At 64.8% G+C, this 26,935-nt stretch carries 23 protein-coding genes and 1 pseudogene; 14 read left to right on the forward strand and 10 right to left on the reverse strand.

Features of this window, described 5'->3' with window-relative positions; translation table 11 throughout:
• Positions 1-5 precede the first annotated feature (5 nt).
• A complete protein-coding gene (locus GM672_RS02825; RefSeq protein ID WP_155469003.1) occupies positions 6-1,109 on the reverse strand; it encodes a catalase family protein in 1,104 nt (367 codons plus the stop codon).
• A 189-nt stretch (positions 1,110-1,298) separates the two neighbouring features.
• Between GM672_RS02825 and GM672_RS02830 the strand changes: the two genes are divergently transcribed.
• Entirely contained in the window at positions 1,299-2,294 is a 996-nt protein-coding gene (locus GM672_RS02830; RefSeq protein WP_155469004.1) for an OmpA family protein, read from the forward strand.
• 48 nt (positions 2,295-2,342) lie between these two features.
• Here GM672_RS02830 and GM672_RS02835 read toward each other — a convergent pair whose 3' ends face one another.
• Both GM672_RS02835 and GM672_RS02840 read right to left on the reverse strand, forming a co-directional pair.
• On the reverse strand, positions 2,343-2,624 hold the full coding sequence (locus tag GM672_RS02835; protein ID WP_155469005.1) for a YnfA family protein: 282 nt from the start codon (positions 2,622-2,624) through the stop codon (positions 2,343-2,345).
• Positions 2,621-4,600, reverse strand: a complete 1,980-nt coding sequence (locus GM672_RS02840) for a monovalent cation:proton antiporter family protein (RefSeq protein WP_155469006.1) — start codon at positions 4,598-4,600, stop codon at positions 2,621-2,623. Before GM672_RS02840 ends, GM672_RS02835 begins: the two co-directional genes overlap by 4 nt.
• Before the next feature lie 97 nt (positions 4,601-4,697).
• Between GM672_RS02840 and GM672_RS02845 the strand changes: the two genes are divergently transcribed.
• The 9 genes from GM672_RS02845 (at position 4,698) to GM672_RS02885 (ending at position 12,994) form a co-directional block, all read left to right on the forward strand.
• Positions 4,698-5,720, forward strand: a complete 1,023-nt coding sequence (locus GM672_RS02845) for a KpsF/GutQ family sugar-phosphate isomerase (protein WP_371867018.1) — start codon at positions 4,698-4,700, stop codon at positions 5,718-5,720.
• Positions 5,720-6,259, forward strand: coding sequence for a KdsC family phosphatase (locus GM672_RS02850; RefSeq protein WP_229417524.1), 540 nt, complete (start codon positions 5,720-5,722; stop codon positions 6,257-6,259). The genes GM672_RS02845 and GM672_RS02850 overlap by 1 nt, the downstream gene beginning before the upstream one ends.
• A gap of 9 nt (positions 6,260-6,268) precedes the next feature.
• Positions 6,269-6,871: an LPS export ABC transporter periplasmic protein LptC gene (gene lptC / locus GM672_RS02855; RefSeq protein WP_155469008.1), complete on the forward strand. Its 603-nt coding sequence runs from the start codon at positions 6,269-6,271 to the stop codon at positions 6,869-6,871.
• Between the two features lie 9 nt (positions 6,872-6,880).
• The gene (gene lptA / locus GM672_RS02860) at positions 6,881-7,450 is read left to right on the forward strand and encodes a lipopolysaccharide transport periplasmic protein LptA (protein WP_155469009.1); all 570 of its coding nucleotides are present in this window, start codon (positions 6,881-6,883) and stop codon (positions 7,448-7,450) included.
• 2 nt (positions 7,451-7,452) lie between these two features.
• A complete protein-coding gene (lptB, locus tag GM672_RS02865; protein WP_229417525.1) occupies positions 7,453-8,223 on the forward strand; it encodes an LPS export ABC transporter ATP-binding protein in 771 nt (256 codons plus the stop codon).
• A 19-nt stretch (positions 8,224-8,242) separates the two neighbouring features.
• Positions 8,243-9,715 (forward strand): RNA polymerase factor sigma-54, encoded by a 1,473-nt coding sequence (locus tag GM672_RS02870; RefSeq protein WP_155469010.1) that lies wholly within the window; start codon positions 8,243-8,245, stop codon positions 9,713-9,715.
• Between the two features lie 83 nt (positions 9,716-9,798).
• Positions 9,799-10,149 carry a ribosome hibernation-promoting factor, HPF/YfiA family gene (gene hpf, locus GM672_RS02875; RefSeq protein WP_155469011.1) on the forward strand — a complete coding sequence of 117 codons (351 nt, stop codon included), beginning with the start codon at positions 9,799-9,801 and terminating at the stop codon, positions 10,147-10,149.
• Positions 10,150-10,914: 765 nt separating this feature from the next.
• Positions 10,915-12,000 (forward strand): enoyl-CoA hydratase/isomerase family protein, encoded by a 1,086-nt coding sequence (locus GM672_RS02880; RefSeq protein WP_155469012.1) that lies wholly within the window; start codon positions 10,915-10,917, stop codon positions 11,998-12,000.
• Positions 12,001-12,010: 10 nt separating this feature from the next.
• On the forward strand, positions 12,011-12,994 hold the full coding sequence (locus GM672_RS02885; RefSeq protein WP_155469013.1) for an amidohydrolase family protein: 984 nt from the start codon (positions 12,011-12,013) through the stop codon (positions 12,992-12,994).
• A gap of 10 nt (positions 12,995-13,004) precedes the next feature.
• Here GM672_RS02885 and rapZ read toward each other — a convergent pair whose 3' ends face one another.
• Genes rapZ through GM672_RS02900 form a run of 3 tightly spaced genes read right to left on the reverse strand, consistent with a single transcriptional unit; the run spans position 13,005 to position 15,613 of the window.
• The gene (rapZ, locus tag GM672_RS02890) at positions 13,005-13,868 is read right to left on the reverse strand and encodes an RNase adapter RapZ (protein WP_155469014.1); all 864 of its coding nucleotides are present in this window, start codon (positions 13,866-13,868) and stop codon (positions 13,005-13,007) included.
• Positions 13,869-13,920: 52 nt separating this feature from the next.
• Positions 13,921-14,160 (reverse strand): hypothetical protein, encoded by a 240-nt coding sequence (locus tag GM672_RS02895; protein ID WP_155469015.1) that lies wholly within the window; start codon positions 14,158-14,160, stop codon positions 13,921-13,923.
• Positions 14,161-14,218: 58 nt separating this feature from the next.
• On the reverse strand, positions 14,219-15,613 hold the full coding sequence (locus GM672_RS02900; protein WP_229427722.1) for a cation:proton antiporter: 1,395 nt from the start codon (positions 15,611-15,613) through the stop codon (positions 14,219-14,221).
• A 272-nt stretch (positions 15,614-15,885) separates the two neighbouring features.
• On the opposite strand from GM672_RS02900, the gene GM672_RS02905 reads away from it, so the two are divergent.
• Together GM672_RS02905 and GM672_RS02910 are read left to right on the forward strand one after the other, a co-directional pair.
• Positions 15,886-17,055, forward strand: a complete 1,170-nt coding sequence (locus GM672_RS02905; protein WP_155469016.1) for a DesA family fatty acid desaturase — start codon at positions 15,886-15,888, stop codon at positions 17,053-17,055.
• A gap of 7 nt (positions 17,056-17,062) precedes the next feature.
• Positions 17,063-17,407, forward strand: coding sequence for a hypothetical protein (locus tag GM672_RS02910; RefSeq protein WP_155469017.1), 345 nt, complete (start codon positions 17,063-17,065; stop codon positions 17,405-17,407).
• A gap of 274 nt (positions 17,408-17,681) precedes the next feature.
• Here GM672_RS02910 and hprK read toward each other — a convergent pair whose 3' ends face one another.
• From hprK to ilvA, 4 genes and pseudogenes are all read right to left on the reverse strand, one after another.
• A complete protein-coding gene (gene hprK / locus GM672_RS02915; protein WP_107144010.1) occupies positions 17,682-18,617 on the reverse strand; it encodes an HPr(Ser) kinase/phosphatase in 936 nt (311 codons plus the stop codon).
• 33 nt (positions 18,618-18,650) lie between these two features.
• A complete protein-coding gene (locus GM672_RS02920; RefSeq protein ID WP_155469018.1) occupies positions 18,651-19,133 on the reverse strand; it encodes a PTS sugar transporter subunit IIA in 483 nt (160 codons plus the stop codon).
• A gap of 317 nt (positions 19,134-19,450) precedes the next feature.
• A complete protein-coding gene (gene queF / locus GM672_RS02925) occupies positions 19,451-20,284 on the reverse strand; it encodes an NADPH-dependent 7-cyano-7-deazaguanine reductase QueF (RefSeq protein WP_155469019.1) in 834 nt (277 codons plus the stop codon).
• A 135-nt stretch (positions 20,285-20,419) separates the two neighbouring features.
• A pseudogene (ilvA, locus tag GM672_RS02930) lies at positions 20,420-21,958 on the reverse strand (threonine ammonia-lyase, biosynthetic); the annotation flags it as partial.
• A 228-nt stretch (positions 21,959-22,186) separates the two neighbouring features.
• On the opposite strand from ilvA, the gene GM672_RS02935 reads away from it, so the two are divergent.
• Together GM672_RS02935 and GM672_RS02940 are read left to right on the forward strand one after the other, a co-directional pair.
• Positions 22,187-22,681: a YqaA family protein gene (locus GM672_RS02935; protein WP_155469021.1), complete on the forward strand. Its 495-nt coding sequence runs from the start codon at positions 22,187-22,189 to the stop codon at positions 22,679-22,681.
• 238 nt (positions 22,682-22,919) lie between these two features.
• Positions 22,920-26,933, forward strand: a complete 4,014-nt coding sequence (locus GM672_RS02940) for a DUF3683 domain-containing protein (RefSeq protein ID WP_155469022.1) — start codon at positions 22,920-22,922, stop codon at positions 26,931-26,933.
• Positions 26,934-26,935: the final 2 nt, after the last annotated feature.

The following is a 26,935-nucleotide window of genomic DNA, read 5'->3' on the forward strand; positions in this document are numbered from 1 at the left end:
TGAGGTCAGTCGGGCACTTGCGCCAGGTCGTCGATTTCGATGCGCGGCTGCGCATTCATCTCGTGGCGAAAGCGGCTCGACGTTTCGTAGGCGCGGATGCGGGCGCGCATGATGGAGCCGAGCGGCTGGTGGGCGGCAACGCCCTGCCAGGGGTTAAAGGACAGCACGTCGTCGGCGAACACGCGGCGCGCGGGGCTGAACGCTTCCTGCGCCGGCAGCGTCAGTTTCGCCACCGGCAGGTAGGGCGAGTCGTTCTCGTCCCAGCGGATCGATGCGTCCTCGATCGGCATCTTTTCGATGTCCGTGCACAGCTGCACGCGCAGCTCGTATTCGGCGCCCTGGGTGCGGAAGAAATCGACCACGAGGTCGCGCAGTTCCGAGTCGCCCGCGTCGTCGCGCAGCGGCTGTCCGGTGAGGGCGCGCACGTTGTCGCTGAGCGGCGCGGCGCACACCTTGGCGACGTAGTCGCCGTAGCGGATGGCGGCCATGCTGTAGAAGGTCTCGCCCAGGATATGGTTGTTCGGCGCGCCCAGCGTGTCGATGACGGGGTTCTCGATGCCCAGCAGGTGCAGCGCCTTGCTGCCGCCATGGGCCACGGCGGCCAGGATGCGGCGCACCGCTTCCGGATCGTCCGCATGCTGTTCCAGCAGCTTTTGCGTCTTCAGGTAGGCGGCCGCGTGGCCGAAGGCGATGACGGGGTGGTTCACCAGCAGCAGGTCCTGGGTGCGGGCAGCTTCCCGGCCCGGCAGCAGCTGCGTGCCCTGCACCCCCAGCAGCTTGATGGCCATGCCGCGCGGAGCGGCGATGCGGTCGCTGTGCAGGTCGCCCGGCGCCGTGGACAGGCGCAGCACGACGGGGTAGGTGGCGGGGGAGGCGAAGACGCCCTGGCGCAGCGGCTCGGGCAGCTTGTCGTAGACGTCGATGTGTCCTTTGAGCACGCCATGGCTCTTGGCATGGGCGTCGCGGGTGGCATGGCGATGCTTGTCGAACACCTTGGTGTTCACGCGCAGCATCGATTCGACGATGGCGTCGATGGTGGCGTCTTCGTTGGCCTGCTTCACTTCCAGGCCTTCGGTGTAGCGTACATAAGTCGGTTTGACGTGACTCATCAGATTCCTTCTGGCGGTTACGGTCGAGCCAGTATAGGAAGCACGTTTGTAACGTCCGGTAGAGTGGGCCTTCTAGACTATTGGTGGCGAGAACCGTTAGAGTGCCGGATGTCGCCTTCCGGCCTTGTTGCAAATAAGGCAATGCGGCTCTACAATCGTGCTCTCCATTCACGACCGACCGGGACAACCATGCGTCATTACCAGGCACTTGCCATCTTGCTGTGCGCCGCCGCGGCCCCTTTTGCCCAGGCCAAGATGCCTGCCGAGGATGTCATCCAGGGCGTGCAGGACCACCCGCTGCTGTCGCGCTTCGACGGCGCCAAACTGGTCGGCTACGGCTTCAAGGAATATGACGAAACGACGCTCCCTGCCGGCAAGCGCGGGCGCCGGAACGAGGGCGAGGACGGCTTCGAAAACCTCATCAAGCTCGAAGGGCGCTACACCCGGCTGGCCTACAACTTCCCGAACGACCGCTCGACCCTGGAAGTGATGCGCAATTACGAGGCGGCCCTGCAGAAGGCCGGGCTGAAGACGCTGTTCGCCTGCGCCAAGGAAGAATGCGGCCGCACCTTCGGCAGCTACTGGTACCAGCGCCTGTCGAACAACTACATCAAGGGTTCCTACGTCGGCCCCTTCAACTTCGGCCGCGAGAACATGCGCTACCTGCTGGCCAAGGGCACCCGGCCGGACGGCTCGTTAGTGCACGTGGCGGTATATGTGACGGCGCCCGTGGGCAAGCAGAACGGCGGCATCCACCTGGCCATCGTCGAAGGCAAGGCCATGGAAACGGGCAAGGTGACGGCCAGCCTGAACGCTGCCGACATGGCCAAGAGCATCGCCGCGGACGGCAAGGTGGCGATCTACGGCGTGCTGTTCGACACCGACAAGGCTGACGTCAAGCCGGACTCGAAGCCCGCGCTGGCCGAGATGGCCAAGCTGCTGCAGCAGGACCCGAAGCTGAAGGTCTTCGTCGTGGGCCACACGGACAACCAGGGCACGCTGGCGCACAATATCGACCTGTCGCAAAAGCGCGCCGACTCGGTGGTGAAAGTGCTGGCGGCCGACTACCGGATCGATCCGAAGCGCCTGAGCCCCAAGGGCATCGCCTCGTACGCGCCGGTCGCGTCGAACGACGCCGACCCCGGCCGCGAAAAGAATCGCCGGGTCGAGCTGGTCAAGCAATAATTGCCGAAAAAATGGGGTCTGTCCCCATTTTTCGAGCAACAAACCCCGTCAGCCGCGGGGCTGCAGGGCGATGACGGCCATGCCGGCCAGGACGCGCAGCCACGCCAGCGCCACGGCGATGTACATGCCGCCGTAGGCGGCGTAGGTGCGGGCAGCGGCGCTGGGGTGCAGGGTCAGCAGCCACGCGAACAGGGCCAGCGACACTGCCGCCGGCACGAGCAGCCACGCGCTGCGGCCCTGTTTCAGCACCAGCCAGGGCAGGTAGCAGCCGGCGATTTCGGCCAGCGCGGTGACGGCGAACAGGGCGCAGACGCGGAGCAGTTCCGTCATTCCAGCAGCAGGCCCTCGGCCCGCGCCACGGCCTGGGCGCCGCCTCGCAAGACGATGACGTCGCCGGCGGCCAGCACGGTGGCCGGCAAGGCCTCCAGGCGTGTCTTGCCGCGGCGGATGGCCGTCACCTCGGCTCCCACGGCGGTGACATCCATGTCGCCCAGCGCCTTGCCGATGCTGCCGGCGTTGTCCGACAGCGTCACCGTATGCAGGCGCACCATCTCCGTATCGTCGCCGACGTCGCTGATGCCGTGGAAATAGCCGCGCAGCGACGCATAGCGTTCCTCGCGGGCCGCCTGCACCCGGTGCACCACGCGGCGCAGCGGCACGCCCAGCATCACCAGCGCGTGCGAGGCCAGCATCAGGCTGCCCTCCATCAGTTCCGGCACCACTTCGGCCGCTCCCGCCGCCTTCAGGCGGTCCAGGTCCGTGTCGTCGTGGCTGCGCACGATCACGGGCAGGGTCGGCGCCAGTTCGTGCACCAGGTGCAGCACCTTCAGGGCCGATTGGGTGCTGGCATAGGTGATGACGAGGGCGCTGGCGCGGTAGATGCCGGCCGCCACCAGGCTTTCGCGCCGGGCGGCGTCGCCGTAGGACACGTTGGCGCCGGCCAGCTGCGCTTCCTGCACGCGGGTCGGGTCCAGGTCGAGCGCGTGGTACTCGATCTTCTCTTCCTGCAGCAGGGTGGCCAGGCTTTGCCCGCTGCGCCCGAAGCCGGCCACGATGACGTGCTTCTGCGTCGACATCGTGCGCGCGGCGATCTTCGTCAGGTTCAGCGACTGCATCATCCACTCGTTGCTGGAGAACTTCAGCACCAGCCGGTCGGACTGCTCGATGAGGAAGGGTGCGGCCAGCATCGACAGCACCATCGACGCCAGCACCACCTGGATCACGAAGGGGTCGACCAGCTCCATGCCGCCGGCCACGTTGAGCAGCACGAAGCCGAATTCGCCCGCCTGCGCCAGCGCCAGGCCGGTGCGCATGGCCACGCCGTCCGAGGCGCCGAAGGCCTTGGCCAGGCCGGCGATCAGGGCGAACTTCATCAGCACCGGCACGATCAGCAGCACCAGCACCAGCCACCAGTTGTCCATCACCACCTGCACATTGAGCAGCATGCCCACGGTGATGAAGAAAAGCCCCAGCAGCACGTCGCGGAAGGGCTTGATGTCTTCTTCCACCTGGTGCTTGTATTCCGTCTCGGAGATCAGCATGCCGGCCACAAAGGCGCCCAGCGCCAGCGACAGGCCGGCGCGCTCGGTGATCCAGGCCGCGCCAAGGGTCACCAGCAGCAGGTTGAGCATGAACAGCTCCTGCGAGCGGCGCTTGACGACGATGGTGAACCACCAGCGCATCAGCTTCTGGCCGAACACCAGCAGCAGGGCCAGCACCACCGCCGCCTTCAGCGCGGCCCAGCCAAGGGTTTCGAGCAGGTTGTCGGGATTGCGCGCCAGCGCGGGAATCAGGATCAGCAGCGGCACCACGGCCAGGTCCTGGAACAGCAGGATGCCGATGATCTTGCGGCCATGCTCGGACTCCAGTTCCAGCCGCTCCGTCAGCATCTTGACGACGATGGCCGTGGACGACATGGCCAGCGCGCCACCCAGGGCGAACGAGGCCTGCCAGCTGACCTTGATCACGGGCGGCAGGGTGTAGCTCAAGACCCAGCCGAACAGCACGGTGGCGGCAATCGTCAGCGTCACCTGCGCCATGCCCAGCCCGAATACGACGCCCTTCATCGATTTCAGTTTCGGCAGCGAGAATTCCAGCCCGATGGAAAACATCAGGAAGACGACGCCGAATTCGGCCAGCGAGGCGGTGGCGTGGCTTTCCTCGGCCAGCCCCAGCGCATGGGGCCCGATCAGGATGCCGACGGCCAGGTAGCCCAGCATGGGCGGCAGATGCAGCATGCGGAAGGCAACGACGCCCAGCACCGCGCTGCCCAACAGGAGAAGGGTCAGTTCAAGGGGTGAGAACATCGATAGGGATCTGCGGCGCACGCATCGGCGCGGCCTGGGAAGTTTTTTGTAACATCTGGCAAGTTTTTTGCTTTCCCAATTCGGCTATACTTTCGGCATGAGTGTAACCCATGAAAAAACAATGCTGAAAGCTTTTGATGCTACAACCGCAAGCCGCGCGCTGGAACTGGCACGCGAAGCCCTGCAAATCGAGGCCGACGCGCTGATCGCGCTGCATGCTCGCCTGGCAACGGACGAGAGCGTAGGGCAAGCCGTCTCCTTGCTGCTGAACTGCAAGGGCCGGGTTGTCGTATCCGGCATCGGCAAATCCGGCCACATCGGCCGCAAGATCGCCGCGACCCTGGCCTCGACCGGCACCCCGGCCCTGTTCGTGCACCCGGCCGAAGCGGCCCACGGCGACCTGGGCATGGTCACGCCGGACGACGCCTTCATCGCCATCTCGTATTCCGGCGAAAGCGCCGAGCTGATGGCGATCCTGCCCGTCGTCAAGCGCATGGGCGGCGCCGTCATCTCGATGACGGGCAAGCCCGAATCGAGCCTGGCGCGCCTGGCCGACGTCCACCTGGACGTGTCGGTGGCCAAGGAAGCCTGCCCGATGAACCTGGCACCGACGGCATCGACCACGGTGACCCTGGCGCTGGGCGACGCGATTGCCGTGGCATTGCTGGACCTGCGCGGCTTCAAGGAAGAAGACTTCGCCCGCTCGCACCCGGGCGGCGCGCTGGGCCGGCGCCTGCTGACCCACGTGCGCGACGTCATGCGCAGCGGCGACGCGATTCCCGCCGTGGGCCTGGCCACGGCCTTGCCCGATGCGCTGATGCAGATCACGCAGAAGGGCATGGGCATGACGGCCGTGGTGGATGACGACTATCGCCCCGTCGGCGTGTTCACCGACGGCGACCTGCGCCGCATGATCGACAAGGTGCAGGATTTCAGCAAGGTGATCATTGGCGACGTCATGCACGCCAACCCCCGCACCATCGGCCCGGACAAGCTGGCCGTCGATGCCGTGGCGATCATGGAGCAGTACCGCATCAACCAGATGCTGGTGGTGGACGACGACGGCCGGCTGGCCGGCGCGCTGCACATCCATGACCTGACGCGCGCGAAGGTGATCTGATGGCGGCCGCGATGGATTTGCAGAACGTGGAACGGGCCGCCGGCATCAAGCTGATGATCTTCGACGTCGACGGCGTGCTGACCGACGGCAGCCTGCACTACGGCGCCGACGGCGAGGCCTTCAAGACCTTCAATGTCCAGGACGGCCTGGGCATCAAGCTGCTGCAGGAAGCGGGTATCCAGACGGCCATCATCAGCGCGCGCCGTTCGCCCCAGGTGACGGCACGGGCCAGGGACCTGGGCATCGATTTCGTCCACCAGGGCGGGCATGACAAGCTCACGCCCTTCAACGCGCTGGTGGCGCAGCTGGGCCTGACGAACGAGCAGGTCGGCTTTATCGGCGACGACGTCGTCGACCTGCCGATCCTGGCCCGGGTGGGCCTGGCCGTGGGCGTGCCGAACGGGCGCCAGGAAGTGCTGCAGCGGGTGCATTTCGTCACCGAACACCATGGCGGGCGTGGCGCCGTGCGCGAAGTATGCGAATTCGTGCTGCGCGCGCAGGGCCTTTATGACAAGATCATGGCCCAGTTTCTGGTCTGAGGAATCGCAATGCGCAATCAAAGGATGGCCCACCGTTACCGCCTGTCGATCGGCCTCGTGCTGGCCCTGTTCGGCGCGGTCGGCAGCTTCTCGCTGGTCGAGCTGATGAACCGGGCAGGTGACGAGATGCAGGCCGGGATCAAGGTCAACGAGCCCGATTACATCGTCGAGGGCTTTTCCTTCGTGCGCATGACCAAGACGGGGCAGCCCAGCTACATCATCTCCGGCGACAAGCTGACGCACCGGCCCGTGGACGACTCGTCCGACATCGTGCGACCCGTCGTGCGCAGCCTGGCGGGCGAGCGCGAGCCGATGGAAATCCACGCCGAGCGGGCCCGCGTCGACCAGGACAACACGCGCGTGACCCTGATGGACAACGTGCGCATCGACCGCGCGCCATCGAAGACGGCGCAGGAAATGCACCTGCGCACCCAGGCGCTGACGATCTTCCCCGAGGAAGACCGGATGGAAACGAACCAGCCCGTGCAGATGCAGCTGGGCGCGGCCACGGCGACGGGCACCGGCATGCGCGCCAACAACGCAACGCGCCAGTTGCAATTGACGGGGCGCGGCACCATCGTGTATCCGCCACGCGGGCAACAGACAAAATAGGATGGACACATGAAGAAACTCATATTGGCCGCAGCGCTGCTGCTGGGCGTGGCGGGATTCGCCGCGGCCGAAAAGGCCGACTCGTACCAGAAGACGGTGATCGACTACGGCACCCTCGATGCGGACGACGTCAAGCAGATCTACACCTTCACGGGCGACGTCACGCTCAAGCGCGGCACCTTGCTGATGAAGGCCGACAAGGCCGTCGTCACCTACACGCCGGACGGCTACCAGGTGGCGACGCTGACGGGCGGCGGCAACCGCAAGGTGTCGTTCCGGCAGAAGCGCGACGGCGAAGGCGACCAGTGGATGGAAGGCGAGGCCGAACGCATGGAATACGACGAGAAGGCCGAACTGGTCAAGCTCTACACCCGCGCCAAGATCCGCCGCCTGGAAGGCAACAAGCCCAGCGACGAAGTGGAGGGTGAATTCATCTCCTACGACAGCCGCAAGGAGTACTTCAGCGTGCGCAACACGAATACGGGCGTAAACAAGCCGGGCGCCGGCCGCGGCACCATGGTGATCCAGCCGAAACGCACGGAACCGGAAGCCCCGGCGGCACCGGCGGCGGGGAAATAAGGATGGCGGACACGAACATGGCCGTCGACAACTGCGGCAGCACGCTGATCGTGCGCGGACTGGCCAAGAGCTACGGCAAGCGCCAGGTGGTGCACGACGTGTCGCTGCAGGTGGCCTGCGGCGAGGTGGTGGGCCTGCTGGGACCGAACGGCGCCGGCAAGACGACGTCGTTCTACATGATCGTCGGCCTGGTGGCGTCGGACGCCGGCACCATCGACATCAGCGGCACCGACATCTCCAGCCTGCCGATCCACAAACGCGCCAACCTGGGCCTGTCCTACCTGCCGCAGGAAGCGTCGGTGTTTCGCAAGCTGACGGTGGAAGACAATATCCGCGCCGTGCTGCAGATCCAGAAGGTGGACGGCAAGGCGCTCACCAAGGCGCAGATCGAGGAACGGCTCGACACCTTGCTGGCCGACCTGCAGATCGAGAAGCTGCGCGAGAACACGGCGCTGTCGCTGTCGGGCGGCGAGCGCCGGCGCGTGGAGATCGCCCGCGCGCTGGCCACCAACCCCCGCTTCGTGCTGCTGGACGAGCCGTTCGCCGGCGTCGACCCGATCGCCGTGATCGAGATTCAACGGATCGTGCGCTTCCTCAAGGAACGGGGGATTGGCGTGCTGATCACCGACCACAATGTGCGCGAGACGCTGGGCATTTGCGACCGCGCGTATATCATCAACCAGGGCAGCGTCCTGGCCTCCGGCCGCCCCGATGACATCATCGCCGACGAGTCGGTGCGCCGCGTTTATCTGGGTGAACACTTCCGCATGTAACTGGCTAATTTGATCGCTCATGAAACAGTCCTTGCAACTTCGAACGTCGCAGCACCTGGCGCTGACCCCGCAACTGCAGCAGTCGATCCGGCTGCTGCAGCTCTCGACCTTGGAACTGCATCAGGAACTGGAACAGCTGCTGACCGATAATCCGCTGCTGGAACGGCTCGACGATCCCCTCGACCGATCGCTGCGGCTGCTGGCTGACGGCGCCATCGGCCAGCAAAGCGCGCCCGACGCCCCCGCCGAAGGGCCGTCCCAGCAGCAGGCCGACGCGCCGGCCCCGGCCGAAAGCGACAACTACGAAGGCGGCGACAGCGACCACGCGCCCGAAGGCGATACCGACTGGAGCGACGCGGGCCGCGGCAAGGCCCCGGAGGACGACGACGCCAGGCCCCAGCTGGAAGCGAGCCACCAGTCGTTGCGCGAGCACCTGATGGAGCAGATGCGCGTGACGGTGCAGGAGCCGCGCGACCGCGCGCTGGTGGAACTGATCGTCGATGCACTGGACGAGAACGGCTACCTCGAGGAGAGCCTGGAAGAAATCCACGAGCGCCTGCCCGAAGAGCTGGAAGTAGAACTGGACGAACTGCGCACGGCGCTGGCGCTGCTGCAGAGTTTCGACCCCGTCGGCGTGGGTGCGCGCAATGCGTCCGAATGCCTGGCCCTGCAGATCCGCAAGATGCCCGGCGTGCCCCTGGTGACGCGGCGCATGGCCCTGTGCATCGTCGAAAAACACCTGGCCTGGTTTGCCCAGCGCGACTTCAACAAGCTGAAAAAAGCGCTGGACTGCGACGACGAGGACCTGCGCGAAGCCCAGGCCGTGATCCGCCAGTGCAACCCCCATCCGGGCGCCGCGTTTGCATCCGACGTGTCAGACTATGTCGTACCGGATGTGATTGTGAAACGCAGCCGCAACGGCTGGGCCGTCACGTTGAACAACGACGTGATGCCGCGCCTGCGCGTCAATGCGCTGTATGCGAGTCTCCTCAAGCAGGGCAAGGGCGAAGGGCAGATGAGCGCCCAGCTGCAGGAAGCGAAATGGCTGATCAAGAATATGCGCCAGCGCTTCGACACGATTCTCCGTGTGGCCCAGGCCATCGTCGAGCGGCAGAAGAACTTTTTCTCGCATGGCGCGGTGGCAATGAGGCCCCTTGTGTTGCGTGAAATAGCTGATACACTGGGGCTACACGAGAGCACCATCTCTCGGGTGACAACTCAGAAATATATGCTGACCCCACATGGCATGTTTGAGTTGAAGTACTTTTTTGGCAGCCACGTCGCGACCGAAGCTGGTGGGGAAGCTTCCTCGACTGCGATCCGTGCGCTGATCGTGCAATTCACAGGAGCCGAAGACCCGAAGAACCCTTTATCCGACAGTAAGATTGCGGACATGCTGGGAGAACAAGGCATGGTGATTGCGCGACGAACTGTTGCCAAGTATCGCGAAGCATTGAAAATTCCTCCCGTCAGCCTCCGCAAGTCCTTGTAGTGCATGGGTTCCTCTGCGCCGCCGGATTTTTCTCGGCGGTCCAACGCACGAACCTTAGAGCGACATCATCTTTAGGAGTGTGTATGAATCTCACCATCAGTGGACACCATATCGACGTTACCCCAGCCATCCGCGAATACGTGCAGACGAAGCTGGAGCGAGTAAAACGTCATTTCGATCAAGTGATCGATGTTGCCGTGATCCTGACTGTAGATAACCTCACCGAGAAAGAGAAACGTCAAAAGGCAGAGATCAATCTGCGCATGTCCGGCAAGACCATTTTTGTGGAGAGCGTGGCACAAGACCTGTACGCGGCCATCGACACCCTGATCGATAAACTGGACCGCTCGGTCATGAAATACAAGGACAAGGTGCAGACTCACAACCATGAGTCCATCAAGCACCTGACGGAAAGTGAAATTCCGGCCGCATAAGGCGGCAGTGTAGTACCGGCTAAAAGGGCGCGATAAGCGCCCTTTTTTGCATTGTGGATGGGGCGCTCGTAAAGCTGTTGCCCCTCGCTTGTGGATGGGGCGCTCGTAAATCTATTGCGCCTCGCCAGGTGCGCGTCTCCGGTACTCGCTGTACGTAAAGTACAGCTCCGTTCCTCAACGCGACCTGACGACGCTCATTACGATTTCCGAGGCACCCGATACGTGCGTCGTGTCCGGCTCCTGCCTTCGGCAGTTGCGTTTCCCTCCTGCCTTCGGCAGTCGATTTCCCCTCTACGGTTGGGCTTGTGTCCACCTTGGGGGCGAAGGAGGGGTTTCGGGGAGCGCAGCTCCTCGCCGACGCAGCGGCCAGCGACATGCAAGCCGCTGCCTCCCTTCAGACCCCGACATGGACACGAACTGAGGCGCAACTACTGCCGAGCTCGTGTCAACATCGGGGTCAGGCACGTTTCTCGACACATTACCAATTCGGAGGCACCCGATACGTCCGTCATGTCCGGCTCCTGCCTTCGGCAGTTGCGTTTCCCTCCTGCCTTCGGCAGTCGATTGCCCCGACATGGACACGAACTGATGCGCAACTACTGCCGAGCTCGTGTCAACATCGGGGTCAGGCACGTTTCTCGACACGAGCTCTTCTGTCGCGCGGATGCCGCATCGGCAATGCTTGCCCGTTCCGCCGCCTCCTTTCAGCACAATATTCGCCAGGGGCCGCGCTAGAATGGGGCTTCTTCTTTTTGTACGACTGCCATGAGCGAACACGTCCTGATCCGCGTTGAAAACGGTACCGGCTTCATCACGCTGGACCGGCCCCGCGCCTTGAATTCCCTGTCGCTGGACATGGTCCGGGCGATGACGGCGGCGTTGTTGCAGTGGCGCGGCGATGCCGGCGTGGCGGCCGTGGTGGTGCGCTCCACCAGCGAGAAGGCCTTGTGCGCCGGTGGCGATATCCGCTTCTTCCATGATGCCGGGCGCGCCACGCCGCAGGGCGGCAGTGCGCTGCTGGAGGACTTCTTCACCGAGGAATACGCGCTCAATCACCTGATCCACTTCTATCCGAAACCGTATATCGCGCTGATGGACGGCGTCGTCATGGGCGGCGGCATGGGTGTGGCCCAGGGCGGCCCCGATTGCGCCGTGCGCGTCGTCACGAGCCGCACGAAGATGGCCATGCCGGAAGTGAATATCGGCCTGTTCCCCGATGTGGGCGGCAGTCACTTCCTGTCCCGCGCGCCCGGCCACCTGGGCATCTACCTCGGGTTGACGGGCCTGACGGTGGGCGCGGCCGATGCGCTGTACCTGAACCTGGCCGACCATTTCGTGCCCGACGGCGAATTGCCGGCCTTGTCCGACCTGATCGACTCCACCTCCGGCGGCGGCCTGCGCGAAGCCATCGCCACGTTCGCCCGGCCCTTGCGCGACAGCGCCGGCGCCAGCGCGCTGCAGGCCAACCGCGCGCTGGTCGACCGCCATTTCGGCCTGCCGACGGTGGCCGCCATCATGGATTCGCTGCGTGGCGACGACGACCCGTTCGCCCGCGCCGCGCTGGCCGCGATGGCGCAGCGTTCGCCGCTGATGATGTGCGTGACCCTGGAACTGCTGCGCCGTGGCGCCGCCCTCGACGTGGCGGGCTGCCTGCGCATGGAGCGCAGCGTGGTGCGCCGCACCTTCGAACATGGCGAAGTGCTCGAAGGCGTGCGCGCGCTGGTGATCGACAAGGACAATGCGCCGCGCTGGAATCCGCCGGCGCTGGGCGACGTCACCGAGGCCATGGTGGCGCGCTTTTTCGAACCGGCCTGGCCGGACCATGCGCATCCCCTGCGCCACCTGGATTGACGAGGTTTCCATGCAGCGTCGCACCATCCTGAAACTGCTGTGCGCCGCCGCCGGCTCACCCGCACTGCCCGCATGGAGCGCCGGCGTGCCGGCGCCGGCGGCCGACCACCACCAGCACCTGTTCAGCCCCGCCATGGCGCGCCTGCTCGATACGGGTGCCGGTGGCGGGCCGCCGTCGATCGGCGCCGCCGATGTCATCGCGCTGCTCGATGCGGCCGGCATCGGCAAGGCGGTGCTGCTGTCGGTGGCCTATGTCTATGGCAGCCCGTCGCGCAAGATCGATGACGAATACACCAAGGTGCGCGCCGAGAACGACTGGAACGGCGCCCAGGCCGCGCTGTTCCCGCAGCGCCTGCGTGCCTTTTGCAGCGTCAATCCGCTGAAGGACTACGCGCTGGAAGAACTGGCCCGCTGCGCCGCCATCCCGCAGCTGCGCCACGGCCTGAAGCTCCACTTCGGCAATTCGGACGTGCAGCTGGAACTGCCGGAACATGCGCAGCGCCTGAAGGCCGTCTTCGCCGCCGCCAACCGGCACGGCATGGCCATCGCCGTGCACCTGCGCGCTTCCGTGTCGAAGCACCGGCCCTATGGCGCGGCCCAGGCCCGCGTCTTCCTGGAAGAAGTACTCCCGGCTGCGCCCGACGTCACGGTGCAGGTGGCGCACATGGCCGGCACGGGGCCGGGCTATGACGATGCACCGTCCGACGAAGCCTTGGGCGTACTGGCCGACGCGGTGGCGAAGCATGACCGGCATGCGCGCCGCCTGCTGTTTGACGTGGCGTCGCTGGCACGGCCGGACATGAAGCCGCAGGACGCGGCCAGGCTGGTGCAGCGCATCCGCCAGATAGGCGTGGAGCGGATATTGTATGGATCGGATGCGGCATCGGGCACCAACCTGCGCCCGCGCGAAGGCTGGGCCGCGTTCTGTCAGTTGCCGTTGAAGGAAGGGGAGCTGGCGCGCATCGCAGACAACGTGGCGCCGTATTTGAAATGAACCGCGGCGCTCAGGCCTGTTCGCGGTGGCGCAGGACGACGCGCTCGGCGTCGTTGAAATACTGTGCCAGCCGTTCGGCCATGTAGACCGAGCGGTGCTGGCCGCCCGTGCAGCCGATCGCCACCGTCAGGTAGCTGCGGTTGTCCTTCTTGAAGGCCGGCAGCCATTTCTCGATGAAGGCGCGGATGTCGCGGAACATCTCTTCCGCACTGGGCTGGGCATCGAGGAAGGCGATCACGGGTGCGTCGCGGCCGTTCAGGGGCCGCAGGGTCAGGTCGTAATACGGGTTCGGGATGGCGCGCACGTCGAACACATAGTCGGCATCCTGCGGCACGCCCACCTTGAAGGCGAACGATTCGAAGAACAGGGTCAGCGGCGCGTTCTCGCTTTCGACCAGGTCCTTGATCCAGCCGCGCAGCTTGTTGGCCGACAGCTCGGACGTGTCGATCACGTGGCCCAGCTGTTCGATGGCCGACAGGCGCTCGCGCTCTTCCTGGATGCATTCGATCAGCGTGCGCCGGGCGGCCGGATTCTGGCCCGGATGCAGTTCGTGCGACAGCGGGTGGCTGCGGCGCGTCTCGGAAAAGCGCGCCACCAGCGAGTGGGTGTTCGCCGTCAGGAACATCACCTTGACGTCATGGCCCTGTTCTTTCAGCTTGCGGATATCGCCCGGCAGCGTGGCCAGCGAGGCCGCGCTGCGCGCATCGACCGAGACGGCCAGCGCCGCCGTGCCTTCCTCGCACAAGGTGGCGACGAGGCTGGCCAGCAGCGCCGGCGGCAGGTTATCCACGGGGTAGAAGCCGGTGTCTTCGAGAACATTCAGGGCAACCGATTTGCCCGAGCCGGAAATGCCGGTAATGAGGACGATACGCATGCGCGCATGATACCTGAAAACCTCGCGCGCTTCGCACCGGTGCCGTCGCGGATCACGTGTGGGGCGGGGCGAAAGGCCAGTGCAGCGGCGAGCCGTCGATCCACGCGCGCGCGGCGGCAAAGGCGTGGTCATGCGCCGTTTCGCGGCTGCGAAAGGTCCCGGCCGGCTGGAGCAGGCGCTGGCGTTGGGCTCCCGTTGCCTCGTCGGTTATGGTCAGTTCGTAGCCGTGTCCGTCCGGCGCGGCAATCGCGACGACGTCGATACGATGACCCCGATAGGTCTGTCCTGTCATGCTCGCCTCTCCCTGGCAGTCCTGCGTGGGACTGCCTTTGGTATGCCCTCGGATAGTGTTACTTGCGCCAGAAGCGGTCCAGCAGCGGCGTGACGCTGGTGCCGTGCACGACGATCGACAGCACGATCACGGCCAGGGTCAGGTTGATCAGGTCCTGGGCCAGCGCCGGTGGCAGGCCATGGTTGATCGCGTACATCAGGTAGTACAGGGAACCGATGCCGCGTACGCCGAACCAGGCGGCGATGACGCGCATGCGCGGGCTGGTGTGGCTGCCCTTGAGCGCCACCAGCACGCTGACGGGGCGGGCGATGAAGAACAGGAACAGGGCCGCCGCCCAGCTGCGCCAGTCGAACAGCAAGGTCGTCACGGCGCCGCCCAGCAGCAGCACCAGGGTCAGTTCCGACAGGCGTTCAAGGTGCTCCTTGAACAGCAAGGTGTTGGCGCTGACTGTTTCCGGGGTCTGCTGTTCCGCCTCTTCCTGCGTCAGCGGCGTCGTGGCGGCCACTTGCGCGGCCGTGCGGCGCGCCAGCATCTGTTCGGTCTGGCGCAGGGCAACGCCGGCGCAGAACACGGCCAGGAAGGCCCACACGTGGGCGGCCAGCCCCAGGCCGTAGACGACGCCGATCAGGCCCAGCCCCATCAGGTCGTCCAGCACCTCGTGGCCGGGCCGGCTGCGGCGCAGGCTGAAATTGAGGCGTGCCAGCCCGGCGCCGCAGGCCACGCCGATGACGATCGCTCCCAGCGTGCCCCAGATCAGCTCGACGGCAAACCAGCGCATGCCCCACTGGCCCAGGTCGTGCAGGCCCAGCAGGCCCAGTCCCAGCATCACGAAGGGGAAGGCGCTGCCGTCGTTCATGCCCGCCTCGCAGCCGAGGGTGAAGCGCAAGGGGTCGTCGTCGCCGGCGTGGCGCAGCTGCACATCCGAAGCCAGCACGGGATCGGTCGGCGCCAGCAGCGCCCCCATCAGGATGCCGGCGCCCAGCGGCATGTCCAGCACCATGCAGCAGAACAGGGCAATCAGGCCGACCGACAGCACCATCGCCAGCCAGGCCAGCCGGATCGGCGGCCCCCAGCGGCGCATGCTGAACGGTACCGGCATCTTGATCCCGGCCGAAAACAGGGAAATGAGCACGGCCACTTCCGTCAGCACTTCCAGCAGGGGCGCGGCGGAGAAGATATCGAAGGCGAAGAGGTTCAGGCCGACCGGACCGAGCACGATGCCGATGGCCAGGTAGATGATGGCCGACGTGAAGGGCAGGCGGGAGATCGGCGTGCCCCACAGGCCGCGTGCCAGCATCAGCAAACCCAGCAGCAAAAACCACTGGTAATTCGCCATGACGCTTACGATGGGGGTGTCGCCGGCCGGGTTCAATGCGCGGGCGCCGCTGGCAGCAAGGTTGGTGGAGGCGGTGGCGGCGCGAACTGGCCGCGCCGCGCCGGATGCGTGGCCCACTGGGGCGGATGCTGCGCCTTCTTCAGTACCATGATCGTTCGACTTGCCTTTGCATGATGACTTCCGGCCTGGACTTGCGGGTATTGTTTGTCACACCAGCGTAACACGGTATGCCGCAATGGAAGCCACATTGACGTGCGGTGAACGCGTGCTGCCGCCAGGCCATGGCGCACGCTGCGAAATTCATTGCTCGTGGCGGCGCCGCAGGCGTAGACTCGAAGCGTCGTCATACGGGCCGCGCCGTGGTCCGATGAGATTGACGGAGTACCAGCATGGAATTTCTTACCACGGGCCTCACGGAGGCCGGGGTCGCATCCATCGTCCTGTACACGCTGGTCACGACCCATGTGACCATTATCGGCGTGACAGTCTTTCTCCACCGTTCGCAAGCGCACCGTGCGGTAACATTGCATCCCGTTATCAGTCACCTGCTGCGGTTCTGGCTGTGGCTGACGACGGGCATGGTCACGCGCGAATGGGTGGCCATCCACCGCGCCCACCATGCCCATTGCGAAAGGCCGGGGGACCCGCACAGTCCCGTCCTGCTGGGCATCGGCAAGGTGCTGCTGCAAGGTGCCGAGCTGTACCGCAGCGCCGCGGCGGACCGGGAACTTATCGAGCGCTACGGCGCCGGCACGCCGGACGACTGGGTGGAGCGCCACGTGTACAGCCGCTATACATGGCAGGGCGTCGGCGCGCTGCTGGTGCTGGACCTGCTGCTGTTCGGCGTCATCGGCGCCACCGTGTGGGCCGTGCAGATGCTGTGGATTCCCGTGCTGGCAGCCGGCGTCATCAACGGCGCCGGCCACTACTGGGGCTACCGCAATTTCGACTGCCCGGAAGCGGCCACCAACCTGCTGCCGCTGGGCCTGCTGATTGGCGGCGAGGAGCTGCACAACAACCACCATGCCTTCGCCAGCTCGGCCAGGATGTCCGTCAAGTGGTATGAATTCGACGCCGGCTGGCTGTATATCTGCCTGCTGCGCGCGCTGGGCCTGGCACGGGTGCGGCCGTTGCCGGCGCCACCCCAGCGGGCCGCCGGCAAGACCGATGTCGACATGCGCACCTTGGCCATCGTGCTGGCCAACCGTGCCCGCGTCATGGCCGAACTGAGCGGGGCACTGCAGCGCGTGTGGCGCCAGGAGACGGCGACCTTGCGCCGCTTCGATCCGGCCCTGTGGCGCGGCGCGCGGCGGCTGCTGCACCGCGATCCCGGCTACCTCAGCGGTGAGCAGGCCCATCGCTTGCAACAGGTGCTGGCGCACAGCGAGCTGCTGCGCCACATCCACGAGCTGCGCAGCGAACTGGCCACCTTGTGGCGCCGTTCGCACGCCAGCCCCGAGCAACTGCTTGAGACCTTGAAGAGCTGGTGCGCCCGGGCCGAAGCGTCGGCCTGCGAACCGTTGCGGCGCTACGCCCTGCGCCTGCGCAGCTATATATGAACCCCGTATGAGTCCCGGCGCCATGGACCCGGCCGACGATCCGCGCAAGCTGGCCGAGCGCTGCGAAATCGCCTTCGACGGCCGCCGCTACCTGTACCGCCAGTACCGCTACGACCGCCTCGACGATGCCCTGCGCTACGCCCAACTGGACCGGCAGCGCCCCGGCTTCAAACCCGACCCCGCCTTCCTGCCCCGCTGGGAAGCACCGCTGCAACCGGACGCCGCCCAGCAAGCCCTGATGGCCCCGGCCGGCATCGGCTTCGCCGACGGCTACTACCTGTTTGGTGGATATCGCTATGAACTCCTGGAGGATGCGCTGGCGTATGTGGGGAAGGTGAGCGAGAGGATGTAGCGGCCGCCCTGCACCAGGCATTCGCCGTTGATGGCACCAAAACCGGGGACAGTCCCCTGTTTCCAGGAAATACCGCGCGGACGAACGGCAGAGCCCGTGTCAACATCGGGGTCAGGCACCGATCTCGCCACGATGAGCTCGTTCAGCAACCCGAGTCGCCGCTCATCGCCTGTCTCTGGTGAAGCTGGGGTTTCGGCGAGCACGGCTCGGCGCCAGCGGAACGGCGTGCGCCTGCAAGCGCACGCTCCTTACCAGCCTCGCAATGAGGGCGACTTTAGTCGCCACTCATTGCTTGGCGCTGGCGTTCCATGAACTCCTGCAAGGTATCGATCCCCCGCAGCTGCAGGATGGTATTCCTCACGGCCGCCTCCAGCAGCACGGCGATATTGCGGCCGGCGGCGACGGGAATGACGACCTTGCGGATCGGCAATCCCAGCACGTCCTCGGTGGGGAACTGGAACGGCAGGCGTTCCACTTCCTCTTCCAACGCCGAGCGGCGCACCAGGTGGACGATCAGCTTCAGGCGCATCTTGCGGCGTACGGCCGTCTCGCCGAAGATGGCCTTGATGTCGAGCAGGCCCAGGCCGCGCACTTCGAGCAGGTTCTGCAGCAGGGGCGGGCAGCGGCCCTCGATCATGTTCGGCGCGATGCGGGAGAACTCCACCGCGTCGTCGGCCACCAGGCCGTGGCTGCGCGAGATCAGTTCCAGGCCCAGCTCGCTTTTACCGAGGCCGGAGTCGCCCGTGATCAGCACGCCCACGCCCAGCACGTCCATGAACACGCCATGCATGATGATGCGTTGTGCCAACTTCTTCGACAGGTAGACGCGCAGGAAGTCAATCACTTGCGCGGCCGGCAGCGGCGTGGAAAACAGCGGGATGTTTTTCTCGTCGCAGATGGCGAGGATGTCGGGCGGCGTTTCCAGGCCCTGCGCAATGATCAGCGCGGGCGGGCCGCCGGCGATCAACTCGCCGATGACGTGGGCGCGGGTCAGCGCCTTGAGGCGGTGGTAATAGTTGATTTCCTGGTGGCCGAAGACCTGGATGCGGCCCGGGTGGATCGTGTTCAGGTGGCCCACCTGGTCCGCGGCTGAAGCGGCGTCACCCGAGATTTGCCGTTCGCCGCCGGGAAAGCCGGCGAACCAGCCAAGTTGCAAAGTCTCCCGATTATCGTCGTACAGCCGTTGGATCGTCAGTGGAGATTGCAACATGATGTTACCTGTGGAAAATGTCGATCCCTAAGTTTAACCCGCCGCCTGCAGGCTGGGTTGCCAATTGACGATACGGCGGTACACCGACGCCGCGTCCGGGTCCGTGGCCAGCGCCGTGCGGAAGCCGTCGTCGGAAAACATCTCGGCGATTTCTGACAGGATTTCCAGGTGCTGCTGGGTCACGTGATCCGGAATCAGCAGGAAGAACAGCAGGTTGACGGGCTTGCCGTCGGGCGATTCGAACGGGATCGGCTCTGCCAGGCGAACAAAGGCCGCCAGCGGCGTCTTCAGGCTCTTCGAGCCCTTGATGCGCCCATGCGGCACGGCGACGCCATGGCCCAGGCCGGTCGAACCGAGGCGCTCGCGCGCGAACAGGTTGTCCGACACGGTAGACCGGGCAATGCCGCAATTGTTCTCGAAGATCAGGCCGGCTTGCTCGAAAGCGCGCTTCTTGCTCGAGACTTCCAGATCCAGCTGGACGTTCTCGGGCGATAGGATTTTACTCAGGTTGTTCATAACGCGACGTGATATGGTGCGGCGCACAAAAGGGACTGGCGAGCAGAATTATAGGCCTCTTTGTCCGTCGTGTAACTTGAAATTGCTCGGCCCGGCTGGCGTACTGGCGGGTTCCGGCGCTGTGCTAAAGCAACAAACAAACTAACAAAATTGCAATATCGCCAAAATGCGCTATTTGTACGTTAAAACCGCCGCGATCGCCGGTTTTTGCTCGGCAATTACAGCTGCAACCAATTTTTTCGTGCTCACAACAATCCTACCCCGATCCACCTGAGGCTGAGCACATTGCCCATGCAAAAGTTTTGATGGGGCACAATTTATTGCCTTGCGTTGCGCAGATTGGACGGTCGGCCCGCTGTGGTGCAGTTGGTGCGCCATGGGTTGATATCAAGACCGCCACGCCGGGTATAGCGGGCATACACGGTCAGGTGCTGGGGACGGCACTGGCGCAGAATATCCGTGAAGATGCGCTCCACGCACTGTTCGTGGAATTCGTTGTGCTCGCGGAAACCGATCAGGTATTTCAGCAGGCTTTCCTGGTCGATCTGGGGGCCGGAATAAATGATCTGCACGCTGCCCCAGTCCGGCTGGCCCGTGACGAGGCAATTCGATTTCAGCAGGTGCGACACGAGGGTTTCCTCGACGGGCAGTTCGTCGAAATTGGCTTTCAGCAGTTCCGGCTGGGGAGAATAGCTGTCCACTTCGATATCGAGGCGGTCCAGCAGCAGGCCGTCCAGCTCGCCCATCTGCAGCGTGCCGAAATCTTCCTGCATCGTCAGTACGACGTGGACGTTGGCGCCGACGGCGGCCGACAAATCCTGCTGCAGCAGTTCGCGCAGCGCGTCCGGACCGCCCAGGCGGGTCTGGTTGAACGAGTTCAGGTACAGCTTGAAGGACTTCGATTCGATGATGTTCGGCGAATCGGCCGGCACGGTAATGCGCGCCACGGCCACCTGCGGCTTGCCCCGCATGTTCAGCCACGACAGCTCGTAGGCATTCCACACGTCCACGCCAAAGAAGGGCAGGGTGCCGGACAGGCCCAGCTCATCGCGCTTGCCCTGGCGCGCGATAGGGAACAGCAATTCCGGCGCGTAATCCGTACGGTAAGCGGAGTTTTTCCCCAGGGGAGATTGATCAGCGGTATTCGTCATGGCGGGCCTGCGGTTGTCAGCATCAAAGCCCGCCATGGTAGCGCAAATCGCCCCCGCCCGCTGTTGCTCATAAAATGGGGACAGACCCCAATTTATGAGCAACTATTGCCCGAAAAATGGGGTCTGTCCCCATTTTTACAGAAACAGTTTATAGACGGGGTTTTGCGTTTCGTCCCAGTAGCGGTAGCCGAGGGTGGCGAGGAAGTTGGCGAACTCGTCCATCTCTTCCGGGGGGACCTGCAGGCCGATCAGGATGCGGCCCACGTCGCCGCCTTGCGAGCGGTAGTGGCACAGCGAGATGTTCCAGTTCGGCGCCATGCTGTCCAGGAAACGCATCAGCGCGCCCGGGCGTTCCGGGAATTCGAAGCGGTACAGCAGCTCGTCCTTCGCCAGTGCGCTGCGCCCGCCCACCAGGTGGCGCAGGTGGGTCTTGGCCAGCTCGTCGTTGGTCAGGTCCAGCGTGCGGAAGTCGTGCTCCTCGAAGCGGCGCGCCAGCGCGGTCGACTCGTTGCGGTCGGCGATCTGGATACCGACGAAGACGTGGGCTTCGTCCTTGTCGCTGATGCGGTAGTTGAACTCCGTCACGTTGCGGGGGCCGACGAGCGAGCAGAAGCGCTTGAAGCTGCCGCGCTGCTCGGCCATCGTCACGGCGAACACGGCCTCGCGGAACTCGCCCAGCTCGGCGCGCTCGGCCACGAAGCGCAGCCGGTCGAAGTTCATGTTGGCGCCGCAGGCGATCGTCACCAGGGTTTCGTTCTTGATGGGATTGGCCGTCAGCTCGGCCCGCTCGACATAGGCCTTGGCGCCGGCGATGGCCAGGGCCCCGGCCGGTTCCAGGATGGAGCGCGTGTCGGTGAAGACGTCCTTGATGGCGGCGCAGATGGCATCCGTGTCGACGATGATGATGTCGTCCACGTACTGCTGCGCCAGGCGGAAGTTTTCCTCGCCGACCAGGCGCACGGCGGTGCCGTCCGAGAACAAGCCCACGTCCGGCAGGGTGACCCGTTCGCCCGCCTTCAGGCTGCGGGCCATGGCGTCGGAGTCCAGCGTCTGCACGCCGATGATCTTGATGTCCGGGCGCACCGCCTTGACATAGGCCGCCACGCCCGAGATCAGGCCGCCGCCGCCGATGGCGCAGAAGATGGCGTGGATGGGGCCGGAATGCTGGCGCAGGATTTCCATGCCGATGGTGCCCTGGCCGGCGATCACGTCCGGATCGTCGAAGGGGTGGACGAAGGTCAGCTTCTGTTCCTGCTCCAGGATCAAGGCATGGTTGTAGGCATCCGTGTACGACTCGCCGTGCAGCACGATTTCGACATTGTCGCCGCCGCGCGCCTTGACGGCGTCGATCTTCACCGTCGGCGTCGTCGTCGGCATGGCGATGACGGCCCGGCAACCCAGCTTGGCTGCGGACAGGGCCACGCCCTGCGCGTGGTTGCCGGCCGAGGCGCAGATGACGCCCCGCTTCAGCTGCGCTTCCGACAGGTGGGCCATCTTGTTGTAGGCGCCCCGTACCTTGAAGCTGAACACGTCCTGCACGTCCTCGCGCTTGAAATAAATTCGGTTCTGGTAGCGCTGCGACAGGGTCGGCGCCAATTCCAGCGGCGTTTCGGAAGCGACGTCGTAGACGCGCGCGGTCAGGATTTTCTTCAGGTAGTCGATTGTCATGGTCTTCGAAGTCGGTTTGGCCGGATCGTTCCGGTGTGAGACTGCATGTCAACGGCGGGTAACCGGGCGGGCACGAAGCCAGGGCCGTGCGGGTCTGCGCGGACTGTTCATTCGTGCGGGATGTGCTGGGTGCAACTCATTATAATGGACTCCCCACGCTGCCTTCAAAGTTCCCGATGATCGTCTCCGCACCATGCCTGCCAACATGATCGCCAACACGATCCACCTTGCGCCATGATCCAGTCGGTCATCGACTGGCTGCTGGCCGTGCTGGCCGCGCCGGAAGTGGGGCTGACGTCCGTCTTCATCATCAGTTTTGTCTCTGCCACCCTGGTGCCGCTGGGCTCCGAGCCGGCCGTGTTTGCCGTCGTCAAGGCCAACGAGGCCATGTTCTGGCCCGCCATCCTGGTGGCCACCTGCGGCAACACGCTGGGCGGCATTGCCGATTACTGGATGGGCTATTACGCCAAGGCGGCGTTCGCAAAGGAGCGCGAGAGCCGCTGGTTCGGCTGGCTGGCCCGCCATGGCGCCAAGACCATGCTGCTGTCCTGGGTGCCCGGCATCGGCGACCCCCTGTGCACCCTGGGCGGCTGGCTCAAGCTGCCGTTCTGGCCGGCCGTGGGCTACATGGCCATCGGCAAGCTGGCGCGCTACGTGACGATGACGGCCGCGCTGTTGTACGTACCGGACGGGTTCTGGCAGGGACTGATCCACATGCTGGGCGGCTGAAGGGAGGCCGAAGCGCCTTGTTGGCAGTGCAGCTAATTTTGCCTTTTCGCAATTACCACGAATTTTCGCTGTTCAAAGGCGGTAATTCGTAACGCCGATCGACGAGTTTTCATTTCCTCCAAATAATATTTGGACAAGTGACGTTAACGGAACCCCGCGCCAACCTAGGGCTGTTGCCGCGTTGTGCGCCGCAATACGCTAGAATGAACCCTCTTAGCGTCTTCTGTCTGTCAGCATAATGAACGCCCCAGCACATATCCAGGCCCTCCTCGCCGAATCGCCCGACGGTCATGCACCCAGCCGGGTGCGTGAAATCCCCTATAACTACACGTCGTTTTCCGACCGCGAAATCGTTATTCGCCTGTTGGGGGAAGAGTCGTGGCGGCTGCTGGACGAGCTGCGCAGCGCGCGCCAGACGGGCCGCTCCGCCCGCATGCTGTATGAAGTGCTGGGCGATATCTGGGTGGTGCGCCGCAACCCCTACCTGCAGGACGACCTGCTGGACAACCCGAAGCGCCGCCAGGCCCTGATCGATGCGCTGCACCACCGCCTGTCGGAAGTGGACAAGCGCCGCACGACGGTCGATGCCGACGAAGCGGGGGGCGATGCTGCCAAGCGCCGCGAAACGGTGGAAAAGCTGCTGGCTGCCGCCAACCGCGCCGTGGCCGACTTCGGCGAGGAATTCCGCCAGATGTACGACCTGCGCAAGCGCGCCACCAAGGTGCTGGGCCGCTACACGGACAAGCACAATATCCGCTTCGACGGCATGCACCGCATCTCGCACGTGACCGACGCGACCGACTGGCGCGTCGAGTACCCATTCGTCGTGCTGGTGCCGGACACGGAAGAGGAAATGGCGGGCCTCGTGAAAGGCTGTATCGAGCTGGGACTGACCATCATCCCGCGCGGCGGCGGCACCGGCTACACGGGCGGCGCGATTCCATTGAGCCCGATGTCGGCCGTCATCAACACGGAAAAACTGCTGACCCTGGGCCAGGTCGAGATGAAGGTGCTGCCCGGCCTGGAGCGCGACTACGCGACCATCTATTCGGAAGCGGGTGTCATCACGAACAAGGTATCGGAAGCGGCCGAGAAGGCCGGCTTCGTGTTCGCCGTCGACCCCACGTCTGCCCACGCTTCCTGCATCGGCGGCAATATCGCCATGAACGCGGGCGGCAAGAAGGCCGTGCTGTGGGGCACGGCGCTGGACAACCTGGCCTCGTGGCGCATGGTCGATCCGAACGGCGACTGGCTGGAAGTGACGCGCCTGGACCATAACCTGTCGAAGATCCACGACACGCCGCTGGCCCGCTTCAAGCTGGAGTGGACCCACCCGAACGCGAAGGGCGAAGCCAGGGGCGCGCCGTTCAAGACGGAGATCCTGGAGATCGCCGGCCGCAAGTTCCGCAAGGAAGGCCTGGGCAAGGACGTCACGGACAAGTTCCTGGCCGGCCTGCCGGGCATCCAGAAGGAAGGCTGCGACGGCCTGATCACGTCGGCCCGCTGGATCCTGCACAAGATGCCGAAGCACACGCGCACCGTGTGCCTGGAGTTCTTCGGCCAGGCCCGCGACGCCATTCCGTCGATCGTCGAGATCAAGGACTACCTGGACGGCCTGCCCGCCAAGGGCGAGCAGTTCGCCACCCTGCGCCTGGCCGGCCTGGAACACCTGGACGAGCGCTACCTGCGCGCCGTCGGCTATGCCACCAAGTCCAAGCGCGGCGTGCTGCCGAAGATGGCCCTGTTCGGCGACATCGTCGGCGACGACGAGGATGCCGTCGCCATGGCCGCCTCGGAAGTGGTGCGCCTGGCGAACACCCGCGTGGGCGAAGGCTTCGTTGCCGTCAGCGCGGAAGCGCGCAAGAAGTTCTGGCTGGACCGCGCCCGCACGGCGGCCATCGCCAAGCACACCAACGCCTTCAAGATCAACGAAGACGTCGTCATTCCCCTGAACCGCATGGGCGAGTACACGGACGGCATCGAGCGCATCAATATCGAGCTGTCGGTGAAGAACAAGCTGCAGTTCGCCGATGCGCTGCGCGACTTCTTCGTGGCCGGTAACCTGCCGGTGGGCAAGAGCGACGACGCCTCGGACGACCGCGTGGGCGATGCCGAGATGCTGGGCGAACGCCCGCAGCAGGCGCTGGCCCTGATCGAACAGGTGCAGGCCCGCTGGACCTATATCCTGGCCAACCTGGACCAGCCGCTCGACACGGCGCGCCTGGAGCTGTACCAGCTGGGCCTGCAAGAACTGGCGCCGGCCTTCGAAGCACGCCTGCAGAGCCAGCCGCAAGCGACGTTGTTCGACGTCGTGCAGGACCGCACGGTGCGCATCAGCTGGAAGCAGGAACTGCGCGCGCCGCTGCGCCAGATCTTCAACGGCGCCGCCTTCAAGCTGGTGCTGGACGAAGCCCAGGCCATCCACAAGACCATCCTGCGCGGCCGCGTCTTCGTGGCCCTGCACATGCACGCCGGCGACGGCAATGTGCACACCAACCTGCCCGTCAACTCGGACCATTACGAGATGCTGCAGGACGCGCACCAGGCCGTGGCCCGCATCATGAAGCTGGCCCGTTCGCTCAATGGCGTCATCTCGGGCGAGCACGGCATCGGCATCACGAAGCTGGAATTCCTGACCGAGGAAGAAATCAGCGAATTCCGCGACTACAAGCTGCGCGTCGATCCGGAAGGGCGCTTCAACAAGGGCAAGCTGCTGAACCTGCCCGGCATGGATGCGGACCTCTCGAACGCTTATACCCCTTCCTTCGGCCTGATGGGCCACGAATCGCTGATCATGCAGCAAAGCGATATCGGTGAAATCGCCAACAGCATCAAGGACTGCCTGCGCTGCGGTAAATGCAAGCCGGTCTGCTCGACCCACGTGCCGCGCGCGAACATGCTGTACTCGCCGCGCGACAAGATCCTGGCCACCGGCTCGCTGATCGAAGCCTTCCTGTACGAAGAACAGACCCGCCGCGGCATCTCGATCCGCCACTGGGAAGAGTTCGAGGACGTGGCCGATCACTGCACCGTGTGCCACAAGTGCGTGACGCCATGCCCCGTCAACATCGACTTCGGCGACGTGTCGATGAACATGCGGAACCTGCTGCGCAAGATGGACAAGCGCAGCTTCAATCCGGGCAAGGCGGCATCGATGTTCTTCCTGAACGCGACCGACCCGGGCACCATCAACGCGGCGCGCCAGACCATGATCGGCTGGGGCTACAAGGCGCAGCGCCTGGGCAACGAGGTATTCAAGAAGGTGGCGCGCCAGCAGACCAAGGCACCGCCGCCAACGACGGGCAAGCCGCCCGTGCGCGAACAGGTGATCCACTTCATCAACAAGAAGATGCCGGGGAACCTGCCGAAGAAGTCAGCGCGGGCGCTGCTCGACATCGAGGACAACAAGATGATCCCGATCATCCGCGATCCGAAGAAGACCAACGCCAACACGGAGGCGGTGTTCTACTTCCCCGGCTGCGGTTCGGAGCGGCTGTTCTCGCAGGTGGGCCTGGCCACGCAGGCCATGTTGTGGGAAGTGGGCGTGCAGACGGTCCTGCCGCCCGGTTACCTGTGCTGCGGCTATCCGCAGCGGGGCTCGGGCGACTACGACAAGGCGGAGAAGATGATGACGGATAACCGCGTCCTGTTCCACCGCATGGCCAATACCCTGAACTACCTGGACATCAAGACGGTGCTGGTGTCCTGCGGTACCTGCTACGACCAGCTGTCGAGCTACGAGTTCGAGAAGATCTTCCCCGGCTGCCGCATCATGGACATCCATGAATACCTGCTGGAGAAGGGCGTCAAGCTTGAAGGTGTCACCGGTACCCGCTACATGTACCACGACCCCTGCCACACGCCGATGAAACTGCAGGACCCGGTCAAGACGGTCAACGCCCTGGTGCAGACGGTCGACTCGGTCAAGATCGAGAAGAACGACCGCTGCTGCGGCGAGTCCGGCACGCTGGCGGTGACGCGTCCGGACATCTCGACCCAGGTCCGCTTCCGCAAGGAAGAGGAAATGGTCAAGGGCTCGGACAAGCTGCGCGCCGACGGCTTCGACGGCAACGTCAAGATCCTCACCAGCTGCCCGTCGTGCCTGCAGGGCCTGTCGCGCTACAACGAGGATTCGGGCACGACGGCGGACTACATCGTCGTCGAGATCGCGCGCCACCTGCTGGGCGAGAACTGGATGCCGGAATACGTCAAGCGCGCCAACGACGGCGGCATCGAGCGGGTGCTGGTCTAAGC

The sequence above is a fragment of the Pseudoduganella buxea genome (assembly GCF_009720835.1).
GTDB lineage: Bacteria > Pseudomonadota > Gammaproteobacteria > Burkholderiales > Burkholderiaceae_D > Rugamonas > Rugamonas buxea.

Excerpts from the sequence above, each read along its gene's own strand:
- lptC (WP_155469008.1), top strand. The coding sequence starts at position 6,269 with ATGCGCAATCAAAGGATGGCCCACCGTTACCGCCTGTCGATCGGCCTC.
- hpf (WP_155469011.1), top strand. The coding sequence starts at position 9,799 with ATGAATCTCACCATCAGTGGACACCATATCGACGTTACCCCAGCCATC.
- GM672_RS02835 (WP_155469005.1), bottom strand. The coding sequence starts at position 2,624 with ATGACGGAACTGCTCCGCGTCTGCGCCCTGTTCGCCGTCACCGCGCTG.
- lptA (WP_155469009.1), top strand. The coding sequence starts at position 6,881 with ATGAAGAAACTCATATTGGCCGCAGCGCTGCTGCTGGGCGTGGCGGGA.
- GM672_RS02840 (WP_155469006.1), bottom strand. The coding sequence starts at position 4,600 with ATGTTCTCACCCCTTGAACTGACCCTTCTCCTGTTGGGCAGCGCGGTG.
- hprK (WP_107144010.1), bottom strand. The coding sequence starts at position 18,617 with ATGTTGCAATCTCCACTGACGATCCAACGGCTGTACGACGATAATCGG.
- GM672_RS02935 (WP_155469021.1), top strand. The coding sequence starts at position 22,187 with ATGATCCAGTCGGTCATCGACTGGCTGCTGGCCGTGCTGGCCGCGCCG.
- GM672_RS02885 (WP_155469013.1), top strand. The coding sequence starts at position 12,011 with ATGCAGCGTCGCACCATCCTGAAACTGCTGTGCGCCGCCGCCGGCTCA.
- rapZ (WP_155469014.1), bottom strand. The coding sequence starts at position 13,868 with ATGCGTATCGTCCTCATTACCGGCATTTCCGGCTCGGGCAAATCGGTT.
- GM672_RS02910 (WP_155469017.1), top strand. The coding sequence starts at position 17,063 with ATGAGTCCCGGCGCCATGGACCCGGCCGACGATCCGCGCAAGCTGGCC.
- lptB (WP_229417525.1), top strand. The coding sequence starts at position 7,453 with ATGGCGGACACGAACATGGCCGTCGACAACTGCGGCAGCACGCTGATC.
- GM672_RS02825 (WP_155469003.1), bottom strand. The coding sequence starts at position 1,109 with ATGAGTCACGTCAAACCGACTTATGTACGCTACACCGAAGGCCTGGAA.
- GM672_RS02850 (WP_229417524.1), top strand. The coding sequence starts at position 5,720 with ATGGCGGCCGCGATGGATTTGCAGAACGTGGAACGGGCCGCCGGCATC.
- GM672_RS02870 (WP_155469010.1), top strand. The coding sequence starts at position 8,243 with ATGAAACAGTCCTTGCAACTTCGAACGTCGCAGCACCTGGCGCTGACC.
- GM672_RS02845 (WP_371867018.1), top strand. The coding sequence starts at position 4,698 with ATGAGTGTAACCCATGAAAAAACAATGCTGAAAGCTTTTGATGCTACA.
- GM672_RS02895 (WP_155469015.1), bottom strand. The coding sequence starts at position 14,160 with ATGACAGGACAGACCTATCGGGGTCATCGTATCGACGTCGTCGCGATT.
- GM672_RS02830 (WP_155469004.1), top strand. The coding sequence starts at position 1,299 with ATGCGTCATTACCAGGCACTTGCCATCTTGCTGTGCGCCGCCGCGGCC.
- GM672_RS02905 (WP_155469016.1), top strand. The coding sequence starts at position 15,886 with ATGGAATTTCTTACCACGGGCCTCACGGAGGCCGGGGTCGCATCCATC.
- GM672_RS02920 (WP_155469018.1), bottom strand. The coding sequence starts at position 19,133 with ATGAACAACCTGAGTAAAATCCTATCGCCCGAGAACGTCCAGCTGGAT.
- GM672_RS02880 (WP_155469012.1), top strand. The coding sequence starts at position 10,915 with ATGAGCGAACACGTCCTGATCCGCGTTGAAAACGGTACCGGCTTCATC.
- queF (WP_155469019.1), bottom strand. The coding sequence starts at position 20,284 with ATGACGAATACCGCTGATCAATCTCCCCTGGGGAAAAACTCCGCTTAC.
- GM672_RS02940 (WP_155469022.1), top strand. The coding sequence starts at position 22,920 with ATGAACGCCCCAGCACATATCCAGGCCCTCCTCGCCGAATCGCCCGAC.